The 24,777-nt window shown below is 43.9% G+C and carries 17 protein-coding genes; 5 read left to right on the top strand and 12 right to left on the bottom strand.

Annotated features, from left to right (window positions below; translation table 11 throughout):
- Window positions 1-93 precede the first annotated feature (93 nt).
- Window positions 94-1,035, top strand: a complete 942-nt coding sequence (locus tag M4S28_RS12200) for a chemotaxis protein CheV (RefSeq protein WP_004736572.1) — start codon at window positions 94-96, stop codon at window positions 1,033-1,035.
- Window positions 1,036-1,383: 348 nt separating this feature from the next.
- Here M4S28_RS12200 and M4S28_RS12195 read toward each other — a convergent pair whose 3' ends face one another.
- The 4 genes from M4S28_RS12195 to M4S28_RS12180 form a co-directional block, all read right to left on the bottom strand.
- On the bottom strand, window positions 1,384-4,476 hold the full coding sequence (locus M4S28_RS12195; protein ID WP_249631887.1) for an error-prone DNA polymerase: 3,093 nt from the start codon (window positions 4,474-4,476) through the stop codon (window positions 1,384-1,386).
- Window positions 4,477-4,617: 141 nt separating this feature from the next.
- Entirely contained in the window at window positions 4,618-6,102 is a 1,485-nt protein-coding gene (locus tag M4S28_RS12190; protein ID WP_249631886.1) for a Y-family DNA polymerase, read from the bottom strand.
- 3 nt (window positions 6,103-6,105) lie between these two features.
- Window positions 6,106-6,813: a translesion DNA synthesis-associated protein ImuA gene (imuA, locus tag M4S28_RS12185; RefSeq protein ID WP_249631885.1), complete on the bottom strand. Its 708-nt coding sequence runs from the start codon at window positions 6,811-6,813 to the stop codon at window positions 6,106-6,108.
- Window positions 6,814-6,968: 155 nt separating this feature from the next.
- The gene (locus M4S28_RS12180) at window positions 6,969-7,709 is read right to left on the bottom strand and encodes a YciK family oxidoreductase (RefSeq protein ID WP_249631884.1); all 741 of its coding nucleotides are present in this window, start codon (window positions 7,707-7,709) and stop codon (window positions 6,969-6,971) included.
- Between the two features lie 143 nt (window positions 7,710-7,852).
- Between M4S28_RS12180 and sohB the strand changes: the two genes are divergently transcribed.
- A complete protein-coding gene (gene sohB / locus M4S28_RS12175; RefSeq protein ID WP_009849001.1) occupies window positions 7,853-8,914 on the top strand; it encodes a protease SohB in 1,062 nt (353 codons plus the stop codon).
- Window positions 8,915-9,126: 212 nt separating this feature from the next.
- Here sohB and M4S28_RS12170 read toward each other — a convergent pair whose 3' ends face one another.
- The 3 genes from M4S28_RS12170 to M4S28_RS12160 form a co-directional block, all read right to left on the bottom strand.
- On the bottom strand, window positions 9,127-10,689 hold the full coding sequence (locus tag M4S28_RS12170) for a SpoVR family protein (protein ID WP_004736579.1): 1,563 nt from the start codon (window positions 10,687-10,689) through the stop codon (window positions 9,127-9,129).
- An 11-nt stretch (window positions 10,690-10,700) separates the two neighbouring features.
- Window positions 10,701-11,972 (bottom strand): YeaH/YhbH family protein, encoded by a 1,272-nt coding sequence (locus tag M4S28_RS12165; RefSeq protein WP_017078142.1) that lies wholly within the window; start codon window positions 11,970-11,972, stop codon window positions 10,701-10,703.
- A 142-nt stretch (window positions 11,973-12,114) separates the two neighbouring features.
- On the bottom strand, window positions 12,115-14,049 hold the full coding sequence (locus tag M4S28_RS12160; protein ID WP_004736581.1) for a PrkA family serine protein kinase: 1,935 nt from the start codon (window positions 14,047-14,049) through the stop codon (window positions 12,115-12,117).
- Between the two features lie 354 nt (window positions 14,050-14,403).
- Between M4S28_RS12160 and M4S28_RS12155 the strand changes: the two genes are divergently transcribed.
- Window positions 14,404-15,159 carry a MipA/OmpV family protein gene (locus M4S28_RS12155; protein ID WP_249631883.1) on the top strand — a complete coding sequence of 252 codons (756 nt, stop codon included), beginning with the start codon at window positions 14,404-14,406 and terminating at the stop codon, window positions 15,157-15,159.
- A gap of 106 nt (window positions 15,160-15,265) precedes the next feature.
- Here the strand turns inward: M4S28_RS12155 and M4S28_RS12150 are convergent, their stop codons facing one another.
- From M4S28_RS12150 to M4S28_RS12130, 5 genes are all read right to left on the bottom strand, one after another.
- Window positions 15,266-15,766 (bottom strand): YfbU family protein, encoded by a 501-nt coding sequence (locus M4S28_RS12150; protein WP_004736527.1) that lies wholly within the window; start codon window positions 15,764-15,766, stop codon window positions 15,266-15,268.
- 237 nt (window positions 15,767-16,003) lie between these two features.
- Window positions 16,004-16,744 carry a pyruvate formate lyase 1-activating protein gene (gene pflA, locus M4S28_RS12145; protein WP_004736528.1) on the bottom strand — a complete coding sequence of 247 codons (741 nt, stop codon included), beginning with the start codon at window positions 16,742-16,744 and terminating at the stop codon, window positions 16,004-16,006.
- 164 nt (window positions 16,745-16,908) lie between these two features.
- On the bottom strand, window positions 16,909-17,910 hold the full coding sequence (locus M4S28_RS12140) for a lipid A deacylase LpxR family protein (RefSeq protein WP_249631882.1): 1,002 nt from the start codon (window positions 17,908-17,910) through the stop codon (window positions 16,909-16,911).
- 200 nt (window positions 17,911-18,110) lie between these two features.
- Window positions 18,111-20,387, bottom strand: coding sequence for a formate C-acetyltransferase (gene pflB, locus M4S28_RS12135; RefSeq protein ID WP_249631881.1), 2,277 nt, complete (start codon window positions 20,385-20,387; stop codon window positions 18,111-18,113).
- A gap of 307 nt (window positions 20,388-20,694) precedes the next feature.
- Window positions 20,695-22,236: a DUF3360 family protein gene (locus M4S28_RS12130; RefSeq protein ID WP_017083998.1), complete on the bottom strand. Its 1,542-nt coding sequence runs from the start codon at window positions 22,234-22,236 to the stop codon at window positions 20,695-20,697.
- 790 nt (window positions 22,237-23,026) lie between these two features.
- Between M4S28_RS12130 and M4S28_RS12125 the strand changes: the two genes are divergently transcribed.
- Window positions 23,027-23,797 carry an ABC transporter ATP-binding protein gene (locus tag M4S28_RS12125; protein ID WP_004736532.1) on the top strand — a complete coding sequence of 257 codons (771 nt, stop codon included), beginning with the start codon at window positions 23,027-23,029 and terminating at the stop codon, window positions 23,795-23,797.
- Between the two features lie 136 nt (window positions 23,798-23,933).
- Window positions 23,934-24,704 carry an L-arginine-binding protein AotJ gene (gene aotJ, locus M4S28_RS12120; RefSeq protein ID WP_017078148.1) on the top strand — a complete coding sequence of 257 codons (771 nt, stop codon included), beginning with the start codon at window positions 23,934-23,936 and terminating at the stop codon, window positions 24,702-24,704.
- Window positions 24,705-24,777 lie beyond the last annotated feature (73 nt).

Below are 24,777 nucleotides of genomic sequence, written 5' to 3'. Positions count from 1 at the left end.
CTTAGTTTAAGCATTCTGTGCATTGGCGCTTTGCTTTAACCTATTGAAGTAGGCTATTGTAGCCACAGTTATTATTTGTCACTAAGGTGTTGTATGTCTGGCGTTTTAAATTCGGTTGATCAGAGAACCAAACTGGTCGGTGAAAACCGTCTGGAGCTCTTGTTATTCAGCTTAAACAGTCGTCAACTTTTTGCGATTAACGTATTTAAAGTGAAAGAAGTCCTAAAAGTGCCAGTACTCACTCGCTTGCCGGGCTCTCACCATCATATTACGGGTGTTGCGTCTCTACGTGGTGAATCGGTGCCTGTTATCGATTTGCGCAGCGCGATTGGCTTCCCACCGTCACGAGATGAGACTCAAGAAAATAACTTGATCATCACCGAATACAACCGAACTGTACAAGGTTTCTTGGTAGGACAAGTGCGTAATATCGTGAATACGACGTGGACTGAAATTCAGCCGCCGCCAAAGACAACAGGTCGTGCCAATTACCTGACGGCTATCACGCATATTCAAGAAGAAGAGCAGCACAAGATCGTTGAGATTATTGATGTTGAAAAGGTACTCGCTGAAATCATCGATTATGATGTTTCGATTTCTGACGGTGTATTAGATGAGCAACTTGCCAATGAAATGGTTGGACGCAATGTACTTATCGTTGATGACTCTTCAACCGCGCGTAACCAGATCAAAGGTACCTTATCGCAACTGGGTTTGAACATTATTGAATGTTGTGATGGTTTAGAAGCACTGACCTTACTTAAGGGCTGGTGTGATGAAGGTAAAGACATCAATCAAGAAATATTGTTGATGATCACCGATGCCGAAATGCCTGAAATGGACGGCTATAAACTGACGCATGAAGTGCGTACGGATCCAAGAATGCATGACCTGTTCATCACGCTAAATACTTCATTAAGTGGAAGTTTTAATGAAGCTATGGTTGAGAAAGTCGGGTGTAATCGCTTTATTTCTAAGTTCCAACCGGACCTTCTGGTTGAAGTGACTCAAGAGCGAATGCGTCAGATTTTATAATTAAGACTGCTGTACGGTTATTTTAAGTGACCTTATGGAAAACGTTTGCTAATATTCATGCAGCATATTTTTCTTAACGAAATATGCTCAACTACTATCGTAACTTTTCACACACAATCTAAGGTAGTTCCTCTTAATGATATGGTTGACTTCTAAAGTCGTAATGACTTTGAGCTTATTACTGTATAGGGAATTTAAGAAAAGACGTACGGAAGCTGAAGTTGAGTCATAACTCAACAAATTGAATTGAAGGGAAGCTGATGCTTCCCTTTTTCGTTTCTTTCCTTTTTCGTTTCTCCGTCTATCGTTTCTTAGTCAATGGACGATAGAAAAACAGTTGATACATCGCTAATGAAAATCCCGAGACTTGGTGGTCAAGTCAACAATCTCCTCGGTAATATCGATGAGCTTACCCGCGATAACATGCACGACTTCCCCTTCTTTTTCTAATATCCCTTGTACCTTTAAAGCCTTGGCTGTGAGATAAGCTTGCTGTTGGGCGCGCGCGGTGGCTCCCCAGACCACAACATTAATATTGCCTGTGTTATCTTCCAATGTGACAAAGGTGACCCCAGCTGCGGTGCCGGGTGATTGCTTACCCGTGACTAATCCGACAACGGTGACCATGGATTTGTGTCTTTGTTGTATTAAGTCCTTCATGTGTGTGAATCGACCTAATCGATTGGCTTCTTCGAGCAAAGTGATTGGGTGTTTGTTTAATGAAATCCCGACACTGGTGAAATCTTCGAGTAGATCTTGCATCTCACTTGGTTGATGCAATGAGAGCTCGCCATTATCATCTTCTGTATAGTCATCGACTTGGTTAAACAAAGGTAGATCAGAGGCTGAGTCCATCATTGCCCAACGCGTCTGAAAACGATCTCCTGAGACATTATTCAGCGCATTTGCGGAGGCCAGTAGCTCGATATCTTTCTTATTTATCGACAGCTGCTTCACCTGGCTAGGGTGGCGATAACCGGATTGCGGGCGATTGGCGAGCACACTTTGAATCCCATGCTCGCTGAATCCTTTGATTTGTCGCAGCCCTAAGCGAATCGCTAAGCCGTTCTGATGTTCAACGACTATGTGGTTGTCTTGTGAGGCGTTCACACATACTGGAAGAATCGCCACATTGTGTCGTTGTGCGTCTTGTACCAACTGTGAAGGGCTGTAAAAGCCCATGGGTTGGCTGTTCAGTAAAGAAGCGTAGAAGCACTCTGGGTAGTAGCATTTCAACCAAGCGGAGCAATACGCTAACACCGCAAACGAAGCCGAGTGGCTCTCAGGAAAGCCGTACTCACCAAAGCCGCATATCTGTTTAAAGATCTGTTCGGCAAACTCTGTCTCATAGCCACGCTTTTGCATCCCCTCGATGAGCTTGTTTTTAAACTTAAAGACGTTGCCATTTTTTTTCCAAGCGGCCATCGCGCGTCTGAGCTGATCTGCTTCTCCCCCCGTAAACCCTGCCGCGACCATCGCGAGCTTAATCACTTGCTCTTGAAAGATAGGTACACCCAAGGTGCGTGACAGTACCGATTCCACATCTTTAGATGGATAACTAATTGGCTCAATACCATCTCGACGTTTTAGAAACGGATGCACCATATCACCTTGAATAGGCCCTGGGCGTACGATAGCGATTTGAATCACCAAGTCGTAATAAGTTCTCGGTTTAAGCCTTGGTAGCATGCTCATTTGCGCTCGTGACTCAATTTGGAATATCCCGACAGTGTCTGCCCGTTGAATCATGCCGTAAACCTGAGGATCGTCTTTGAGGCGGGTGATCTCTGCAATGGTTAGTGAGCGACCATGAATGCGTTTGATTAGGTCGAAACATTTACGAATCGCAGAGAGCATACCCAACGCGAGCACATCAACCTTCAGCAGCCCCAATGTTTCAAGATCATCCTTATCCCATTGGATAATGGTTCGATCGTGCATTGCGGCATTCTCGACGGGAACCAGTTCATACAAAGGCCCTGAAGATATGACAAAGCCACCAACGTGTTGAGATAGGTGACGTGGAAAGCCGATGATCTCATTCACCAAGTGGATAAATTGTTGCCCTTTCAAAGAATCAGGTTGCAGCCCCAATTGAGTTAACTGAGCCTGCCAACCTAGGCTTTTGTCCCTACGGTTGGTGTTCTTGATGAAGTAGTCGAGCTGGGTTTCTTGTAGCCCTAATGCTTTACCGACATCTCTTACCGCACTTTTAAAGCGATAAGAAATGACCGTTGCAGCAAGCGCAGCGCGTTCTCTACCGTATTTTTGATAGATGTATTGGATGACTTCTTCACGTCGTTCGTGCTCAAAATCGACATCAATATCAGGCGGCTCATCGCGCTCTTTACTGATGAAGCGCTCAAATAACACCGAGATCTGTCTTGGATCGACAGAGGTGATTTCTAAGCAGTAACAGACTACGGAATTGGCCGCTGAACCTCGACCTTGGTAAAGAATACCTTGGCTTTTGGCAAACATGACGATGTCATGAATGGTGAGAAAGAAGAAAGGGTAGTCGAGATCATCAATCAATCCGAGTTCTTTATCTATGATTTGTTGAATGTTGCTAGGCACACCTTGTGGGAAGCGAGCTTGTTTCCCTCTCTCGACCAACATGCGCAGATAACTCATGGGTGTCTCACCTTGAGGAATCAGTTCACTGGGATATTCGTAGCGCAAACTGTTTAACTCAAATTCGCACAGTTCTGAGATTCGGTTGCTCTCTTCTAGCCACTCCGCTTTGAAAATACGTGAGAGCTTATTGATGCTTCGTAAACAGCGCTCGGCATTGGCCAGTAAGTGACTACCCACTTCAGTAATGGGTTTTTGGTACTTGATCGCAGTGAGTGAGTGCTGCAAGGGTAAGCGGTTAGCATTGTGCATCAATACACCGCCGCAAGCCGTTATCGGCAGGTGATGATGTTGTGACAGCTCGACACAGTAATCGATGTACTGCTGGTCGGTTTGTTTTAGGTGTCGTTGTAAGCCGATCCACAACCGACCTGAATGATGCTGGGAGAGCCATTGCCCCCAGTGTGCGTCTTCATTTTTCTGTTGAGGAAGCCAAAGAATGAAGCAGTGCTTAGCCGACATGATATCCCACTCAGAGAGCTGATAATGTCCCTTGCTGCTACGACGTCTCGCGTTGGTAATAATACGGCACAGCTCGGCGTAGGCTTGTCTGTTTGGGCATATCAAGATCACTTGGCATTCTTCATTTAGCCAAAACATGCTCCCGACAATTTGCTTGAGCGACAGTTTATGTTGCTTGATTGCAGAGTGAACCTTAACGATACCCGCGACTGAGCACTCATCAGTAACAGCGAGTGCTTTGTAACGTAAGAAGTCGGCCTGTAAAACAAGCTCTTCTGCGTGTGAGGCTCCCTCAAGGAAGGAGTAATTACTTTGGCAAAATAGCTCTGAGTATTGCTGAGACATAACGTAATCTCACTTAACCATTGCGAGTGAACATGATTGAAAAGGGATGTTGAAATTGAGTAAGTGGAACGGACGAGCTAACGAAGTTTCTTACTGACTTTCTTACAGACTAGCTTTCTTACTGACTTACTTTCCTACAAGCTAGCTAAATAAGCCGTGCAAAAACCACTGTTTATCGGGCGTTCTAAAGATCCAGAGCCATCGACCGTTTTCACTGTGAGCAATAAAGTAGTCACGAATGATCTTCTCTCCGTCCCACCATCCAGACACAATGCGCTCAGGGCCTTGAGATAAGGTGACGCTTTCGGTTAGGGCTTCGGGCTCTGGCAGTAAAATACTGGGCCGGAGTCGTTGTTGATGGACGTTGAGATCTATGGTTTGTTGCTCGCTTCTTGAGGGAGTTTGCCTCTTTGCTACAGACTTACTCAGTGTTGGGAGCGAGTACTGATTGGCTTTTTCTGGTCTTGGGTCATGCTGTATTTTGGGAGTCTGGATACAAGCTTGTCCTAACTTGGCTTGAAGTAGTGAGAGCAAATCTAACGCGGCAAGTGTTCCTGTATTGCCATCAAAAAGATCACGGTAGGCCATTTGCGGTTCTCCATGACGAATTACGGAAAGGGTCAGCCCCTGAATCGGTGCCGTGGTCTTCAGTGACTCTAAGGTGAGATGAGTAAGGTTCGCCCATTTTTCAGCAAGGTAATCACCTTGAGCTGAATAAAAAGAGACAGGGTGGTCGTCTTTATCTCTCAGATGCAAAGTCAGCGTTAACTCGAAAGCCACTCGGTCGCGTAGCTTCAAAAAACACTCGAGTTGATTTAATAATTTCAGTAACGGCTTTTCGATAAACAGGATGTTTTCAATATCAAATAATAGCTCGAGATATTGCTGAAAATTCTCTGGTGGATGGTAGAAATCAATAGAGTGCTTGAACTGTCCGTTAAGGCGACCCACATAGTTCACCAAATCGATATCAAAGCGACGTGCGACATCTTGCAAAGGCAGTTTCAATAGGTCATCCACTAAGTTAATGCCGACACGGTTCAGACGTTCCACTTGCTTAGTTGGCAACTCACTAGAACTCAATGCTTGTTGATTGACCCATGCTTTCATTTGCTCAACATTATTAGTGACTTGGTTGATAGATTGCTTGCCCAAAAGGATCGCAGAAAGTGGTGAGTAACCCGTCGCGAAGCTGAACTGGATATTGAGCGTTTCTAAGTGGATTTTGAGCTCATGCCAGTAGTTATCTAACCCATCGTAAAGTGACAGCATATTAGAAGCTTTAATCAACAAACCATTCGGTGGTAGTAAAGCCATGTCAGAAGTGACCAAATACGCCCATTGAGCGATCTCTTTGAGCTTACTTTTTTCTAGCTCAATACTGTAAGGGTGGACGTGTAAGTTATGGCAAAGCGCCGCCGCAGACCCTAGCCCCATACCAAGTGAAATTCCCGATTGCAGCGCAGCTTGGTTAGCTTGCAGCACACGGTGATCTTTTTCATCCACGATAATAATAGGTTGCTCGTGTGACTCTTCATTAGAGTGAACTTTCTCGGAGTTAGATAGCTCAGAATTAAACAAGGTATCCAACTGCAGAGATGGAAAGTGCAGATAAAGCCACAACATACGCTAGCCTTGTTTCGCAATAGGAAAAGCCAGCACGGTGTTATTTGATAAAGCACTATGTGAACTGTCTTGAAGGGTGATTTTTTCAGTGAGTAACGGCCAATTTTGGCTCATGTCTAGAATAAAGCTGCCATACGACCAACTGCCTTTCCTTTTTGTGACCTCAACCTTTAACCCTTGGGCGTGAGAAGATAGCTTCATGCTTAGAGAAACGGGTAGGGATAACTGATTATGGCTGGTGGCCTTAAAGTGAAATTGCAGACACTTACCGGTTTCGCTTGCTGCTTGCAGGCGCTTGGTTTGGTGTATTTCTAGATCGGCTCCCCATAGCAATACAGAGTGACAAGCACCGCTTTTGAGACATTGCTCAGCTGCCCACAATGCATCGAGATCGCGCTGAGGTTGGATAACGAGGATGTTCTCTAGTTCAATACCTTGGCTGTTAAAAAACTCAGCACAGATCTTCCCCGGTGGGTTAATGAAGATGGCCAATTGTTGTGAGTTTTGTTGAGCTAAATAGGGTGTAAGCAGGCGAAGTTCACCGATCCCTTGTTGCGATTCAACCTCAATAACACCATGCGTCGGAAAGCCACCATCAAGCTGTTTATCCAATTGAGAATAGCCTGTTGAAGTAGTACTTCCTTGCGTTGTTGATTGTAACCCTGTCCAGATTAGCTGGCGGTCTTGTAAGTTTTTTATTAGTTCATGCATAATTAAATACCTGTATATTTATACAGTATATTTAACAATGGAAAAGATGCAAAGAAAAATGACGAAAATCAGATGAACTAAATATTAGATGGTTGATTTAGATACAAAAAAAGCCGCTATGGAAGCGGCTTCTTACTGTTGGTTAATGATATCAGTTACTTAGGTTGAGCATCGATACATTGGCCATTAATGTCTGTCACACTTGGGTTCATTAAGTGTAGATAAAGCGGGATGACGTCGAGTGGCGTTTTCAGCTTGTTCGCATCTTCACCTGGGTACGCTTTTGCACGCATGCGTGTTTGAGTGCCGCCAGGATTGATCGCGTTTACACGGATGTTGGTGTCTTCAAGTTCGTCCGCTAGGATTTGCATCATGCCTTCGGTAGCAAACTTAGAAATCGCATAAGTGCCCCAGAATGCACGGCCAGAGTGACCAACTGTAGAAGAGGTGAATACGATACGACCGGCTTCAGCTTTTTTAATGACAGGCAGTAATGCTTGAGTCATTAGAAATTCAGCTTTAACGTTGATTTGCATAACGCCATCAAACGTCTCTTCATCGATTTGATCAAATGGACTTAACGTGCCAAGCACACCTGCGTTATGCAGTAGGCCGTCTAAACGACCGAACTGTGATTCAATGGTTTCAGCCATATCAATGTAGTTCTGCTTTGTTGCTCCTTTGAGGTCTAGCGGAATGATCGCAGCCTGAGGGTAACCAGCACTTTCGATTTCATCGTAAATGAATTCAAGGTTTTTAACATTGCGGCCTAACAGAATGACAGTTGCACCATGTTGAGCGAAGCTTAGTGCGGCTTGGCGACCAATGCCAGCACCGGCACCTGTAACCAAAATTACTTTATCTTTGAGGGCATCTGTAGAGATTGGGTAATCCACTGTGCTTATCCTTCTTTCTTTTATTATGTTCGTCATTCCATTGGTGTTTAATCACACAGATAAACGCAGGAATGATGAGAAATTCTTGGTAATCGTGACAAGATGGTTACAATACACTAATTCATACATTAGGGGATATGACATTGGAATTTTTGTTGGACTACGGCTTGTTTTTAGCCAAGATTGCGACCGTTGTAATCGCCATCATTGCAATTTTAGTGATTGCTAAATCGGTGGGTGGAAAATCAAGCGCGATTAAAGGTGAGCTGGAAATCACGAACCTATCTGAGCACCATAAACAGACGATTGAACAATTAGAGCACCATCTACACGATGATGCTTTCATCAAAGCCCGTGATAAAGCAGAAAAGAAAGCGGAAAAAGAAAAAGTAAAATCACGTGGCAAAGAAGTGAAAAAAGCAGCGAAAGAGGGTGAGCTTGATAGCAAGCGTGAACCACACCTATTCGTTCTCGATTTTAACGGCAGCATTGATGCGAAAGAAGTGGCTTCGCTACGTGAAGAGGTAACGGCGGTGTTGGCTGTGGCTCGTGAAGGTGATGAAGTCTTGCTTAAGCTTGAGTCTGGCGGTGGTATGGTTCACGGCTATGGTTTGGCGTCTTCTCAACTCGACCGTATCAAAGCAGCAGGCCTGCCTCTGACTATCTCTGTAGACAAAGTAGCCGCGAGTGGTGGTTACATGATGGCATGTATCGCGGACAAAATTGTATCTGCACCTTTTGCTATTGTTGGCTCTATTGGTGTTATTGCTCAACTGCCAAACTTCAATAAACTGCTTAAAAAGCATGATATTGAGTTCGAACAGCTAACGGCGGGTGAGTACAAACGCACGCTTACTATGTTTGGTGAGAACAGCGATAAAGCACGCGAGAAGTTTAAAGAAGAGCTCGAAGAGACACATGGCCTATTCAAAGACTTCATCCGTGACCATCGTCCAGCACTCGATCTTGAAAAAGTAGCAACGGGTGAACACTGGTTTGGTACACAAGCACATGAGCTTGGGCTGGTGGATGAGATCAGCACTTCTGATGATTTAGTCGTAGCGGCATGTAAGGACAAAACGGTTCTAGCGATTCACTACGTACAGAAGAAAAAGCTGTCAGACAAACTAGCGGGCGTGGCAGGTAAATCTGCAGACAGCGTGCTGATGAAGCTGATTGAACGCGGCCAAAAGCCGATTGTTTAAGCTTATTTAGTTTTAGCTCTAGTATCTAGTATCTAGTATCTAGTATCTAGGTTTAGTGCCTTGCGTCTATTGAAGACGTTTGAGCCTTAAAAAGAAAGCGCATAAGTCATCAGACTTATGCGCTTTTTTATTGCTCCACTTCCGAGCGGGTGACCACTATGTTGTAGGGGGAGCGGAGTTTTATACCAAGCACTTACTTACTGTGATTGGTATTAAATCTTGGCTCCATAATCATTACGTTTTGGACAAGTAGTCAGAATCTCTCTATGACCCGTATCTTTGAGCTCTTCCAAAATCACATCAAAGCCCCATAAGCGATAGAGATGTTTCATCACTTCGTCGTAGCCTTTATCAAGCGGGATACGACCGTGAGGCACATATTGTAGTGTCATCGAGCGATCACCACGAACATCGACGTTAAACACCTGAATATTCGGCTCAAGGTTACTTAGGTTGTATTGCGCCGCAAGCTTTTCACGAATCAAGCGATAGCCTGGGTCATCGTGAATAGCACTTATCTCAATGGTGTTTTTGCGATCGTCGTCGAGCACAGAGAACAGTTTAAAGTCTCGAATGATCTTTGGTGAAAGGTATTGGCTGATGAAGCTTTCATCTTTGAAATTGTGCATCGCAAAGTGCACCGCTTCTAACCAATCACTTCCGGCTAACTCAGGGAACCACTCTTTGTCTTCATCGGTTGGTTCTTCACAGATGCGTCGGATGTCTCTAAACATCGCAAAGCCAAGCGCATAAGGGTTTATCCCGCTGAAATAAGGGCTGTTGTAGGCGGGCTGTGCGACCACGCTGGTGTGGCTGTGTAGGAATTCTAAGATGAACTTGTCACTCACCAAACCTTCGTCGTAAAGGTGGTTAAGAATGGTGTAGTGCCAGAAGGTTGCCCAGCCTTCGTTCATTACTTGAGTTTGCTTTTGAGGGTAGAAGTATTGGCTCACCTTGCGAACGATGCGAACACACTCGCGCTGCCAAGGTTCAAGTAGTGGTGCGTTCTTCTCGATAAAGTAGAGAATGTTTTCTTGAGGTTCGCTAGGAAAGCGGATTTTGGTCTCTTTTTCCTTGTCTTGATTTTTAGGCACAGTTCTCCACAGCTCATTGACTTGAGATTGCAGATACGCTTCACGTTCTTCTTGCCTTGCTGTCTCTTCAGCTATGGAAATCTTCTCAGGGCGTTTGTATCTGTCTACGCCGTAATTCATGAGGGCATGACAAGAGTCGAGAAGTTGTTCGACTTCGGCAACACCGTATTTTTCTTCACAATCGGTAATGTATTTTTTAGCGAATAATAGGTAGTCGATAATGGAACTGGCATCGGTCCAGGTTTGGAACAGGTAGTTGCCCTTAAAGAAAGAGTTATGGCCGTAACAAGCATGAGCCATTACGAGCGCCTGCATCGTGACCGTGTTCTCTTCCATCAGGTATGCGATACAAGGATCTGAATTGATCACGATTTCGTACGCTAATCCCATCTGACCATGCTTGTAGTTTTGCTCGGTTTGAATGAATTTTTTGCCAAATGACCAGTGATTGTAATTGATCGGCATACCGATGCTCGAGTAAGCATCCATCATCTGCTCAGAAGTAATCACTTCAATTTGGTTCTGGTAAGTATCTAAACGGTAATGCTGCGCCACACGCTTGATTTCTACGTGATATTGTTCCAAGAGGTTGAATGTCCAATCTGGACCATCAGGCAGCATCTTGTCGTTTCTCTTCTGTGTCGCTTTATCTTTCTCTGCAACGTTTGATTTCGCTGTCATGGCAAGCCCCCTTACGCTGTCTCTTTCTGGAACAGTTCTCTAAACACAGGAAAAATATCATCCACCGTTTTAATATTTTTCATGGCGAAGTTGTCAAAGCTACTCTCGAGTTTTTCGTATTCGTGCCAAAGTGTTTGATGAGAGCGGCGTGTTATTTCGATGTAAGAGTAATATTGGCAAGTTGGCAGAAGTGTATTGACTAATAGCTCTTTACAACGAGGAGAGTCATCAGCCCAGTTATCGCCATCAGAGGCTTGTGCTGCATAGATGTTCCACTCATTAGCAGGATAACGATCTGCGACAATTTCTTTCATTAGTTTCAGTGCACTAGAAACGATCGTGCCGCCAGTTTCTTGTGAGTAGAAAAACTCATGTTCGTCGACTTCTTTAGCCTGAGTATGGTGACGAATAAACACAACATCGACGTTTTCGTAGGTGCGGTTTAGGAACAGATACAGAAGGACATAAAAGCGCTTCGCAATGTCTTTCGTGGCTTGATCCATTGAGCCAGATACATCCATTAGGCAGAACATAACGGCTTGGCTAGATGGAATAGGGCGCTTCTCGTAGTTTTTAAAACGCAGGTCGAAGGTGTCAATAAATGGCACGCTTTCAATTTTTTTACGTAACTCGGCAATCTCTTCTTTTAAACGGCTTTCTTCAAAGGGTTGTGCGGGTTCCGTCATTTTAACTTGGTCAAGCTGCTCCATCAGTAGGTTAAGCTCGCGCTTTTTACCTGCTGTCATCGCGGTTCGACGAGCCAGAGATTGCTGCAGTGAACGAACGATAGCGATGTTGGAAGGAATCCCCGCGCTTTGATAACCAGAGCGATGTGTCTTCCATTCGGTGATTTTGTTGACCTGATTCTTCTCTAGATTAGGAAGAGCTAAATCTTCAAAGAGAATATCAAGATATTCATCTTTTGAAATTTGGAATGTAAATTCATCTTGGCCTTCGCCATCAGGGCTTGCGTCACCCTGGCCTGCGCCACCACCTTGACCGCCACCTTTAGGACGTTCAATTTTGTCGCCCGTGATGAACTGGTCATTACCTGGGTGAACGCGTTCTCTTACGCCGCCTTGACCTTGGTGAAAGCTTGGCTCTTTGATGTCTTTATGGGGAATAGTGACGTCTTCACCGGTTTCAGTATTGGTGATTGAGCGTCGGTTGACTGCATCGGCCACAGATTCTTTGATTTGCTCTTTATGACGTCGTAAGAAACGCTGTCTATTCACAGCACTCTTATTCTTGCCATTGAGCCTCCGATCGATAAATTGTGCCATAAGAACTCCCTCTCAGCTGATGTCGCGATCCTACTTTTTATAGGTTGTAAGAGTTATTGGTTTATTAGAGCTATTCGTTTATTAGGGTATAAAGTTATTGGTTTGTACGAGCTGCTCAGTTGAGCAGCTCAATACAGTTTGGTTATGAGGATTTACGAACTCTTAGGTACCACTCGGATAGCAGTCTCACTTGTTTCTCGGTGTAGCCTTTTTCCATCATACGAGCAACGAAGTCGTCGTGTTTTTTCTGATCATCCGTTGAGGTCTTAGCATTGAACGAAATAACAGGAAGCAGCTCTTCAGTGTTAGAGAACATTTTCTTCTCAATTACAGTGCGCAGTTTCTCGTAGCTCGTCCAAACTGGGTTTTGACCGTTATTGTTGGCTTTGGCACGAAGCACAAAATTCACAATCTCATTTCGGAAGTCCTTAGGATTACTGATACCGGCTGTTTTCTCGATTTTCTCAAGTTCACCATTCAGAGAAGCACGGTCAAATAGCTGGCCTGTTTCTGGATCGCGGTACTCTTGGTCTTGAATCCAGAAGTCCGCGTAGGTGACATAGCGGTCGAAGATATTCTGTCCGTACTCAGAGTAAGACTCTAGGTAAGCGGTTTGAATTTCTTTACCAATGAATTCTACGTAACGCGGTACTAGGTATCCTTTCAAGAACTCAAGATACTTCTCAGCGGTCTCTTGAGGGAACTGCTCACGTTCGATTTGTTGTTCAATCACGTAGAACAAGTGAACCGGGTTTGCCGCCACTTCGGCTTGGTCGAAGTTAAATACACGAGACAGGATCTTAAAGGCGAAACGCGTTGATAGCCCAGACATGCCTTCGTCAACACCTGCGTAGTCTCGGTACTCTTGGTAGCTCTTCGCTTTTGGATCGGTGTCTTTTAGAGTCTCACCATCGTAAACCCGCATTTTTGAGAACAGAGAAGAGTTTTCAGGCTCTTTCAGTCTCGATAGGATGCTGAATTGCGATAGCAGATCGAGTGTGCTTGGCGAACAAGGGGCTTTGGATAGCTCACTGTGCTCAAGCAGTTTTTGGTAGATCTTAACTTCTTCAGAGACGCGCAGACAGTAAGGGACTTTTACAATGTACACACGGTCGAGGAAGGCTTCGTTGTTTTTGTTGTTACGGAAGGTCTGCCACTCGGATTCGTTTGAGTGAGCTAGAATCATACCGTCAAACGGCAGTGCAGAAAGTCCTTCAGTACCGTTGAAGTTACCTTCTTGCGTTGCCGTTAGAAGTGGGTGCAAGACTTTGATTGGCGCCTTGAACATCTCCACGAATTCCATCACACCTTGGTTGGCTTTACACAGCGCACCAGAGTAACTGTAGGCATCAGGGTCATCTTGAGAGAAGTGTTCAAGTTTACGAATATCGACTTTACCAACCAGAGACGAAATATCTTGGTTGTTTTCATCACCAGGCTCTGTCTTCGCGATCGCAACTTGGTCGAGAATCGAAGGGCGTAGTTTGATGACTTTAAATCTAGAGATATCACCACCGAAATCATGGAGGCGTTTCGCTGCCCAAGGAGACATGATAGAGCGTATGTAACGTTTCTCTATTCCGTACTCTTGTTTCAAAAGGTCGCCATCTTCGTTTACGTCGAATAGACAGAAGGGGTGATCATTCACAGGGCTTCGCTCACCATCTGCAGACAGCACATAGATTGGTAGCTTTTGCATCAGTGCTTTGAGTTTTTCAGCAAGGGAAGATTTACCACCGCCCACAGGGCCAAGCAGGTAAAGGATTTGCTTCCGTTCTTCTAAGCCTTGTGCAGCGTGTTTTAGGTAAGAAACAATCTGTTCAATCGCATCTTCCATGCCGTAGAAATCTTTAAATTCGCTGTAGCGTGAGATGACACGGTTCGAGAAAATACGACTTAGATGGGGGTCTTGAGCGGTGTCTATAACCTCCGGTTCGCCGATGGCCAGTAGTAAGCGCTCAGCAGCGTTAGCGTAAGCACTTTTATCGTCTTTACACAGCCCTAAGAACTCTTGCAATGTGAGCTCTTCTTCCTTGGCTGCTTCATAACGTGATTGATAGTGGTCAAAAATACTCATAGTCACATTCCCCTTGTTAACCAGTCAAAACTGATGAGCGATTGAAAAATAGGCTCTCCCTACATTTTAAGGTTAGACCCGCTTGCACAATTTTGCTTAACAATTATGTATTTATTTACAATTTTGCGTGTGAAAAACCTAGCGAGCGCAATAGGCAACTTGAGGCGTGTAGAATCCAATTATTTTACATTCGAGGGGATCTAGCCGTTTGTTTTGTGATTTTAGGTCGCTTAATAATACTCACACTGGATTTATGTGTATTAGATGTATAACTGAGCTCTATTGATTTACTGGAATGAAGTACCATATAATGCGCGGCGTTATCAAAAATTGCTCAATAAATAGGTAGATGTAGTGAAGAATTATGGGTTAAAAATAGTGGCTATCAGTGTTGCGTTACTGGCTTCGACAGCAACACATGCAAAAATCTCGCAGTGGTCACTGGGCGTTGCCGCTTCTTATTCTCCTGCTATCTATAAAGATACACCGTCAAACCGTGCTGTGATCCCTATGATTGGTTATGAAGGTGAGCACTTTTTCATGCGTGGATTCAGTGCGGGTTATCGCTTACTTCCTGCGGGCTCACCACAGAATATCGTGTTTCGAGCGGTTTATGATTCGAGGACATTAAAGCCGGGTGATTCTGATAACGTTGATATTCAAAAGTTAGATGAACGTAAAGCATCAGTATTAGGTGGCATTAGCTACCAAGTGATCACCTTGGTCGGGATGTTTGAAGCGACAGCAGGCTCTGACTTAGGGTTTAGGCATAATGGTATCTATGCGGAAGCTGCATGGCGTTTACCGATTCGTCGCAATGGGTGGGCGATTACACCCTCTATTGGTTATGCTTATAACAGTGAGCGCTTGAATAACCACTTATACGGGGTGAGTTCAGCAGAAGCGTCGAGAACTAATTTGAATGAGTTCGATACAGACTGGGATGGTCAGTACTTTATTGGTTTAGGTGGTTACTTGCATGTGACGCCAAATATCCGGGTCACTGGTGGCGTTCGTTATACCAACCTTGAAGGTGATATTGAGAACAGCCCAATACTTGAAAGTGGCATCAACATGGCCGCAAACGTCGGTGTTGCTTACGTCTTTTAGTGGCTTTGTATTTTTTTCTCTAAATGCGGACATTAAAAAAGGGTTACTCATGATGAGTAACCCTTTTTTGAAATTTTTTAAAAGTTAGAGCTGATCAATAAATGTATTAAGCACTAAAGATTTGAGATAGCTCTGTCGCACATAGGTGATACTGACGAGGGCAGTTGCGCCATGTTGTTAGCATGCGACGGTACTTCTCTAGCATTGGCATTTGGCTATTAAAGTGGTGATCTGCTTTGTCGAATTGAGGGTAAAGACCTTCAGAATCAACAAGGAAACGCACGTAATGTACGCTCTGAGCTTCAGAAGCGATATCAAAACCTAGGAACTGTAGGCGACGTTGGTCTACTTCAGCACGTTCTTGTTCTGCTAGCATTTTGTTCGACTCTTGCATGGCATGGTACATCTCCATGATGTCGATAACTTCGCGACACTCGGCTTCAGTCAAACAGCCAAATTCTTTATTAAGTTCACGCATTTGAAGTTCGTAACCACGCTCTACAACCGTTTGTAGACGTTGGTATTTAGCGGAGTTCTCAGGATCCATTTGAGACATTAGGTAGTATTGATTTGATAGAATTAGACGCTGAGCATTGGTCATTTCCATGGGAGGAGCCTCACTAAAAAACTAAATGTTATATTCTTTTGTTGCAGTAAGAGTAACAGCATTCCTACGAGTGGAAACATGATCTCAACACGGATTTAATATGATTTTTTGAATTGATAAACAAAAGTTGTAAAGAAAAGTGAAAGGATTGTTTGAGCCATAAAACAAAACGCCCCAATCGAAATTGAGGCGTTTAAATAGAGGTTGAGCACCGTCTTTATTCGAACTTTAGCAGTATTAGTACTTTACGTTTGAATGGTACTGGCTTAGAACAGCAACAATCTCGTCCATTTTCTCTTTGCTTGGCGGATTTGTACCTTCAAGAGGGTAGTCATAACCAAGCGCTTCCCATTTATGAGCACCAAGCTTGTGGTATGGAAGCAGTTCTATTTTCTCGATGTTATCCATGTCTTTAATGAATTCACCAAGAAGATGAGCATCTTCAGGCGTATCCGTGTAGCCAGGAACTATCACGTAACGAATCCACGTCTTCTTACCGATTTTGTGCAGGTAGCGTGCAAAATCCAGAGTACGTCTGTTTGATACGCCAATGAAATCGTGGTGTATCTCATCTCGCATATGTTTAAGATCCAACATCACTAGATCAGAGGCTTCTAGTACTTCATCGACCACTTCAGTGTGCTTACGAATGTAGCCATTAGTATCAAGACAAGTGTGAATACCTTCAGCTTGCGCCGCTTGGAAAAAGTCACGAACAAACTCAGGTTGTAGCATCGCTTCACCACCAGAACAGGTGATACCACCGCCCGATGCTTTCATGAAATGACGGTAAGATTTTGCTTCGTTGATGATCTCTTCGACCGTTACTTCCTTTCCGTCATGAAGATCCCATGTATCGCGGTTATGGCAGTACATACAACGCATTAAGCAGCCTTGAAGAAACACAATGAAGCGGATGCCAGGGCCATCGACAGTACCACAAGATTCGAATGAGTGAATGCGACCAGTTGTAGACATGAGCTATTCTCGTAGAGGAATTTATACCGTTTATTTTATTACAAAAACGGTACATAAAATAGGGTCAAATGGTAACGAGACCTTTAAAAATAAAGGCAATCACCTGTGAAGATGATTGCCTTTATTAAACTTGAAAAGTAAAGGACGAAAGCCCTTACGGGTGGCTAGAAGAAAGCAAACATTGTGATACCGCCAGTGGTGTACACTGACTCTTTTGCTTCTTCGTAATCCGGTGTTTTTGCTGTTAGTGCAAAAGAGGCACCAACGTATTGGTTATACCAAGCCACACCAAGCACAGCAGTAGCCTGAATGTTCTCTAAAGTCACATCGTAGATAGCGGAGTCTAGGCCTTCTTTATTTGCGTATTCATCAACGCCTGAGCGATCACCTTCGATAGTTAGGTCGTTGAATCGATAACGACCCTCAAGGCCAGCGTAGGTAAACCAACCGCTGTTTGATGCGCCGATCATGCCCGGTTTGAAAGGGTTTTCCGTGGTGATGTTGGCTGCACCAAAGTTGCCGCCCAAGTCAGTGCCCCAACGGAACATAAAGCCAGTCGAGATATCACTTCTAAAGTTGCCCACGTTGATTTCAGAAACGTTAGAGATCTCGAAGTCTGTATTTGCTAGTGCTTGATTACGCATTAGGTTGAAATGACTTAAGTAACCAACGCTCCCCGCCCACTCATCATCAACTTGATATTCCCAGCCCATAGGCTCATCCGATTTTGTGATCGAGTGAACCAGCTTTTGAGCGTCTTCTGAAAGTGCGCGCTCGCCCGTGGTGCCAAATGTAATGTTAAAACGTTGGGCTTGCTGTGGGTTCAAGCTGATGTAGTTGAATTCGGTGTGAAGGTAACCTGCGTATGGGCGATCATTAGGCGACGGTGTTTCTAACTCAATGTCAGAAGGTGTATACATCTTGTGGCCAATGGTGATTTCCCACTTGTCTAGAGAGCTTGCGCCCCAGTAGGAAAGACTCAATGGTTTTACCCAATTATATGGCGTAATACTTGATGATGTGTAACCCAGAAATAAGCCGTTGGTATAGTCTTGGTCGACACCAAAAATACCATCGTTATCTAAAGCAAAAGTCAGCGTAGAACGCTCAGAGGCTAAAGATGAGAAAGAGAGAAGAATCAGGGGTAAACAACGCAGGTATTTCATGGAGCAGTTACTCTTAAATTATGAACAGAGATATTACCGTAATTTAAGTGAATTTGTGGAAAAAAAGTGAATGATTGGGTGCTTTCTTGCTCAACCTAACATTTTGGGAGGTAGGTGAGTTCAGTGCGATTTACAGCAGATATAAAAAAGCCCCGCACATTGGCGAGGCTAATAATATTTACCGTCTATTTAGCGTGAGCTTATAGAGACTCAGTAAATGTACGTGCGATTACGTCAGCTTGCTGCTCTGTAGTTAGAGAGTTGAAGCGTACAGCGTAACCAGAAACACGAATCGTTAGCTGAGGGTATTTCTCAGGGTGCTTAACTGCGTCTTCAAGAGTTTCGCGGTTAAGAACGTTAACGTTAAGGTGTTGACCACCTTCAATGCCAGCTTCGTGGTGGAAGTAACCATCCATTAGGCCTGCAAGGTTAGCACGTTGGCTGTCTTGTTCTTTACCTAGCGCGTTTGGCACGATAGAGAAAGTGTAAGAGATACCATCTTGAGCATCAGCAAACGGTAGTTTACCTACAGACGTTAGTGAAGCTACAGCGCCTTTCTCATCACGACCGTGCATTGGGTTAGCACCAGGAGCGAAAGGAGCGCCAGCACGACGACCGTCTGGAGTGTTACCTGTCTTCTTACCGTATACCACGTTAGACGTGATAGTAAGAACTGACTGTGTAGGGATTGAATCACGGTAAGTCTTAAGCTTACGGATTTTGTTCATGAACGTAGAAACTAGTTCACAAGCAATGTCATCTACACGAGAGTCGTTGTTACCGTATTTAGGGTAATCGCCTTCGATTTCGAAGTCAGTTGCGATACCGTCTTCATCACGGATTGGCTTCACTTTAGCAAACTTAATTGCAGACAGTGAGTCAGCAGCAACAGACAGACCAGCAATACCACAAGCCATAGTACGACGAACGTCACGGTCATGAAGAGCCATTAGAGACGCTTCGTAGCTGTACTTGTCGTGCATGAAGTGAATGCTGTTTAGAGCTGTCACGTATTGCTTAGCTAACCAATCCATGAATGTGTCTAGGCGACCCATTACGTCATCGTAGTTAAGTACTTCGTCAGTGATCTTGTCGCCAACTGGGCCAACTTGCATCTTAAGCTTCTCATCAACGCCGCCGTTGATTGCGTAAAGCATAGTTTTTGCAAGGTTAGCACGAGCGCCGAAGAACTGCATTTGCTTACCAACGATCATTGGTGATACACAACAAGCGATTGCGTAATCATCAGAACCAAGATCAGGACGCATTAGGTCATCATTTTCGTACTGGATAGAAGAAGTATCGATAGATACCTTCGCACAGAAACGCTTGAAGCCGTCAGGCAGTTGCTCAGACCAAAGAACCGTGATGTTTGGCTCTGGAGAAGGACCCATAGTGTATAGAGAGTTAAGGAAACGGAAGTTCGAACGCGTTACTAGCGTACGACCATCAACACCCATACCACCCATAGACTCTGTAGCCCAGATTGGGTCGCCAGAGAATAGCTCATCGTACTCAGGAGTACGTAGGAAACGAACCATACGCAGCTTCATTACGAAGTGGTCGATCATCTCTTGTGCTTGGTCTTCTGTGATTTTGCCAGCAGCGATATCACGCTCTAGGTAGATGTCTAGGAAAGTCGAAGTACGACCTAGAGACATTGCAGCACCGTTTTGAGATTTAACAGCAGCTAGGTAGCCGAAGTAAGTCCACTGGATAGCTTCTTGAGCAGTTTGAGCTGGCTCAGAGATATCGAAACCGTATTTCTCAGCCATTTGCTTGATTTGACCTAGAGCACGATGTTGCTCAGAGATCTCTTCACGCAATTGCATTGTTGCAGAAAGATCTTCGCCGTTCTCGAAACGCTCTTGTAGAGATGCGAATTGAGCCGCTTTGTCTTTCATTAGGAAGTTGATACCGTATAGTGCAACACGACGGTAGTCACCAATGATACGACCACGGCCGTAAGCATCAGGAAGACCAGTCAGAACACCAGACTTACGACATTTTAGGATATCAGGAGTGTAGATATCGAAAACGCCAGCATTGTGTGTTTTGCGGTATTCTGAGTAGATTTTTGAAACCATTGGGTCAAGAGTTTCACCGTATGCTTTACAAGAACCTTCAACCATACGTACACCACCGTTAGGGATGATTGCACGTTTTAGTGGCTTCTCAGTTTGTAGACCAACGATAGTCTCAAGATCTTTCTCAATGTAACCTGCATCGTGAGCAGTAATGGTAGAGATAACAGAAGTATCGAAATCTACAGGTGCTTTAGTTGCGTTTTCCTGTTTGATACCTTCCATTACCGAAGACCAAAGCTTGTTAGTTGCTTCAGTACCCTCAGAAACTAGGAAAGACTCGTCGCCTTCATACGGCGTGTAGTTCTTTTGAATGAAATCACGAACGTTTACTTCGCTTTGCCACTCACCTGCAGCAAAATCTTCCCAAGCTTTAGCAAATTGCTCTGCCATGACATACCTACCTTTTTAGTAGAAAAAATACGTACATTAACACTGTTGAGCCAGCGCCCCTCGTAAGGGTAGTACACTCTTATTAATAACAATATATATGAGCATATTCGCATCATATGGTTATATATATTGTCACTACCTTTTATATGTTGTCTTTACTCTATGTATTCAAGACTACGCTAAAAAATTTCTGTAAACCTTAAACTAAATCAATAAATTCCAAAAAAAGTTGAAAAAAAATGGGTGGCAGGGGTTGCCACCCAAACTTTTTTTTAATCCCAATACTACTTTTGTGTAGTTAGAACCATTATAGCCAAGCTTTTAGGCCATATTGACTTTCTAGCATACCAACTGCAAGCATTGCTACTAAACAGATAACTAAAACGCCAACTGGGATAACAATCTTGTCTACAAATGATAGACGCTTCGCACGCTCTTTATCACCAATTAGACCGTTATTATCTAGAAGCATAGTCAATGCCCATGCTAATACTGGGTTAACAACCGCTGAGCCGAAGATACAGATACCAGCTGCTTGAGAATCTTTTGAATCCTTAACCATTTGCATACCCGCTTCAAGTAGAGGCAGAGATACACCTACAAGCAGCGCAACACGCATCACTGGTGGCCATACAGCTACGTCCATTGGGAAACCAAGAATCGCAACAATAATACACAGAGAACCAAGCAAGATTGCGCCGCCAGGAATCGGACGTTTCGCGATTGCTGCTGGGATCATGTAAGTACCCCAAGAAGATGTGATGTTACCACCACCAACTGCAGTACCCACCATTTGACGAACTGAACACATAGTCATTGTGTCATCAACATCCATCAGAACTTTTTCAGAACGTTTAGGGTAGTTCAGTTCTTGGAAGATACGGTGACCTAGGAAATCTGGCGACCACATTGCTACGGCAAGAATTGCGAATGGTAAAGAAGCAATGAAGTGTTCAACGTTTGGCAAGCCAAGCATCCAACCTTCAGAAGTAGAACCCCACCAGTAAACTGGGTTTAGGTTTGGAATGCCCATTTCAGTTTCGAATACGATATCGAAACCAGCACCTAGTGCTAATGCAATAGCAAGGCCTGTGAATGCACAAACTGGGATAGCCAACCAACGCTTGTTCACTTTTGCTAAGAAAGCGTAGATAGCAATCGTAATAGCAAGAACGATCAAACCAACGTAACCCATGCTGCCCGCTTCAACAGTAGAAGATTGAAGACCAACCGCCCATGCTTGAATCGAGTTAATTTGGCTCATGGTGCCTGTTAGGCCTAAGAAAATGAGCAAGCCGCCAGCGGTACCTTCGGAAGTCAGGTTAACCAGCTTGGAGCCGCCTTTTAGGAAACTTAGGATCAGACCGAAGACACCGATAAGGATTGCCAATGCAAGAGGGTGAGCACCAGCGAGAGCGATGGTACCAATAAGAGGAATCATTGGGCCGTGGTTACCGGCAAGGTTTGCTTTAGGGTTGAAGAAACCAGAAGCAAGAATACAGAACAGCAGTGCAGGAATCAGCATTTCTACACGAGCAACTTCAATTGCGAAGTCTTTACCTAGGTTTACGTGATCCCAAGCTTGAGTTAGGCCATCAGCCCAAGACATCATTACTGCTGAGTACATCGCGATGATACCGATGGTACCAGCAAGTGCAGGAACAAGGTCTTCAAGTTCAAAACGGAAATCACGGCCTGGAAGGTTTAAACCGAAGCGGCGAGGCTTCATGATTTGAAGTTCGTGATCTAAATAATCTGAGCGGCTCTCAAATTCCGAAGAAGGGCGGTGTAGCTCTTTATAGCTTTTCTCTTCTACTTCAGAGTTCGCATTATTCACAACGTCTGACATAGATTCCTCATATTTTTATGTTAGTAATTCTAAAATTGAATTAAATAAGTTCGCGTAATTGCGTTATTTCTTAGTTATAACTTATTAACATTATGTTGCACGGTTTTGATGTGCTTTATGCAGCTAAGTTAAAAGAAATGTTTGGCATTTTTAATGCCTTATTTTGTATTGAGGAGTCTAACAAGCTTACCCTTTAGGGTGATTGATCTTGATCACTTTATGAGTGTATGTGAAAGAAAGCTACAAAACGCAGCGATTCATTAACGTACCGTTGATAAAAAGTGTAATTTGTTTTCACAAACTGACGTTTTCCAATCTTCTTTGAGCCTCTCCCGTTATGGCATTAGCTGAATTCTCAACGCCAACTGAGTTATTTCACTATTATTCGATTGTCATCCATTCCTCTTGAAATACTTACCATGTAATGACTTCAAACAGAACAGTGATTGATAGAAGGGATGTGTTGAATGCTCTGGTTGCATGTTTTCGACAGCGATGTTTCTAAGTTCACAAAACGTGTTTTTCTTGTGAGCTATCAGGCTACGAGAATCTCATTTTGATTAACTTTATTTAAACAATGTAAGAGTGGTAATTACGACTTATTGATAGAACTCATTCATTAAATTGAGGTGAAAACGCTACCTTTTGCATAATAAGTCAGAGTGAATCGCTATTTATTCCAAATTATTAGGTTAATAATTTGTTGCATGTTATTCCGTGTGGTGCTAGTTTGTATCGCATGAAAAGGTCGGAGTACCTTGCATTTTCACAAACTTGGGAGAGAAAGCGCATGAAAGATGTACCAGCGCTGGACATAAAGGATCTACACAAAACGTTTGGTCAAAATGAAGTTTTAAAGGGAATTTCACTTTCTGCGCATAAAGGCGATGTAGTCTCGATTATCGGATCTTCTGGGTCGGGTAAAAGTACTTTCCTTAGATGTATCAACCTTTTAGAGACACCTACCGCCGGCGAAATTTGGGTTAATGGCGAATTAATTCAAATGAAAAACAACCGCCAAGGTGTTTCAGTTCCTGCCAATGAAAAACAAGTACAGCGAATCCGTTCTCGCCTAGCGATGGTTTTTCAGGGTTTCAATCTGTGGTCTCACCTGACCGTTCTCGAAAATGTTATCGAAGCGCCTGTTCACGTCCTAGGTGTACCTAAAGCACAAGCGATTGAAAATGCAGAGTTACTACTGAAGAAAGTCGGTCTGTATGAGCGTAAAGATTACTACCCAGGTCATTTGTCTGGCGGACAACAACAGCGTGCTGCTATTGCGCGAGCGCTAGCGGTTGATCCTGAAGTTATGCTGTTTGATGAACCAACATCGGCATTAGACCCTGAGTTAGTAGGCGAAGTGCTTGGTGTAATGCGCGATCTAGCAGAAGAGGGCAGAACCATGCTTGTGGTAACACACGAAATGGCTTTCGCACGCGACGTATCAAATCATGTGATGTTCTTGCATCAAGGTCTAGTGGAAGAACAGGGCGATCCAGCTAAACTGTTTACTGAACCTGAATCTGAGCGTTTACAACAATTTATCTCATCGATTTACTAATCAGAATTGAAATACCGCCGCTAAGGAAAATGGCGACGGTATGAACAATAAAGCACAACAAGTAAGTTAATAAGTAACAACAAACACAATATTAAAATTAGCAAAACATAAAAACCTAAATCACAGGAGTAGGGATATGAAAAAGTGGTTATTAGTCGCGGCACTTGCTGCAACTGCTGCAACGGGCGTAGCTCAAGCAAAAGAATGGAAAACAGTACGTTTCGGTATTGAAGGTGCTTACCCTCCATTTAGCTGGACAGAAGCTGACGGTTCACTAAAAGGCTTCGATGTTGATATGGCTAACGCGCTTTGTACTGAAATGCAGGTGCAGTGTAAGATCGTTGCACAAGATTGGGATGGCATTATTCCTTCTCTACTTGCTCGTAAATATGATGCGATCATCGCGGCAATGTCTATCACGGAAGAGCGTAAGAAAAAGATCGACTTCACTGGTAAATACGCACTTATCCCAAACAAGTTCATCGCTAAAAAAGGTGCAGGCCTTAACTTCGATGATCTAAGCGGTCAAAAAATTGCCGTTCAACGTGCAACAACTCACGATAAGTACCTAACAGATAACTATGGCGACACAGTAGAAATCGTTCGTTACGGTTCATTCGATGAAGCTTACCTTGATCTAGCTAACGGTCGCGTAGCTGCTGTACTGGGTGATGCATCTGCTCTAGAAGAAGGCGTACTAAACAAAGCGGGTGGTGAAGACTACGAGTTTGTTGGTCCATCATTAACAGATCCTAAATGGTTCGGCGATGGTTTTGGTATTGCTCTACGTAAGCAAGACAAAGATCTGACTAAGCAATTAGATGCGGCAATCCTTTCACTACGTGAAAAAGGCATCTACCAAGATATCGCGGCTAAATACTTCAACTACGACGTATACGGTCAGTAATATCTAGCGTCAATTCTTAAGGGAGAGGTTCTCCTCTCCCTGTCTTACCAACTTTTTCGCAGTTCTGTTGGAA

Source organism: Vibrio sp. J383, from assembly GCF_023503985.1.
GTDB classification, from domain to species: domain Bacteria; phylum Pseudomonadota; class Gammaproteobacteria; order Enterobacterales; family Vibrionaceae; genus Vibrio; species Vibrio splendidus.
The sequence above is the reverse complement of the archived record's forward strand: the minus strand, read 5'-3'. Positions and strand labels throughout refer to the sequence as shown.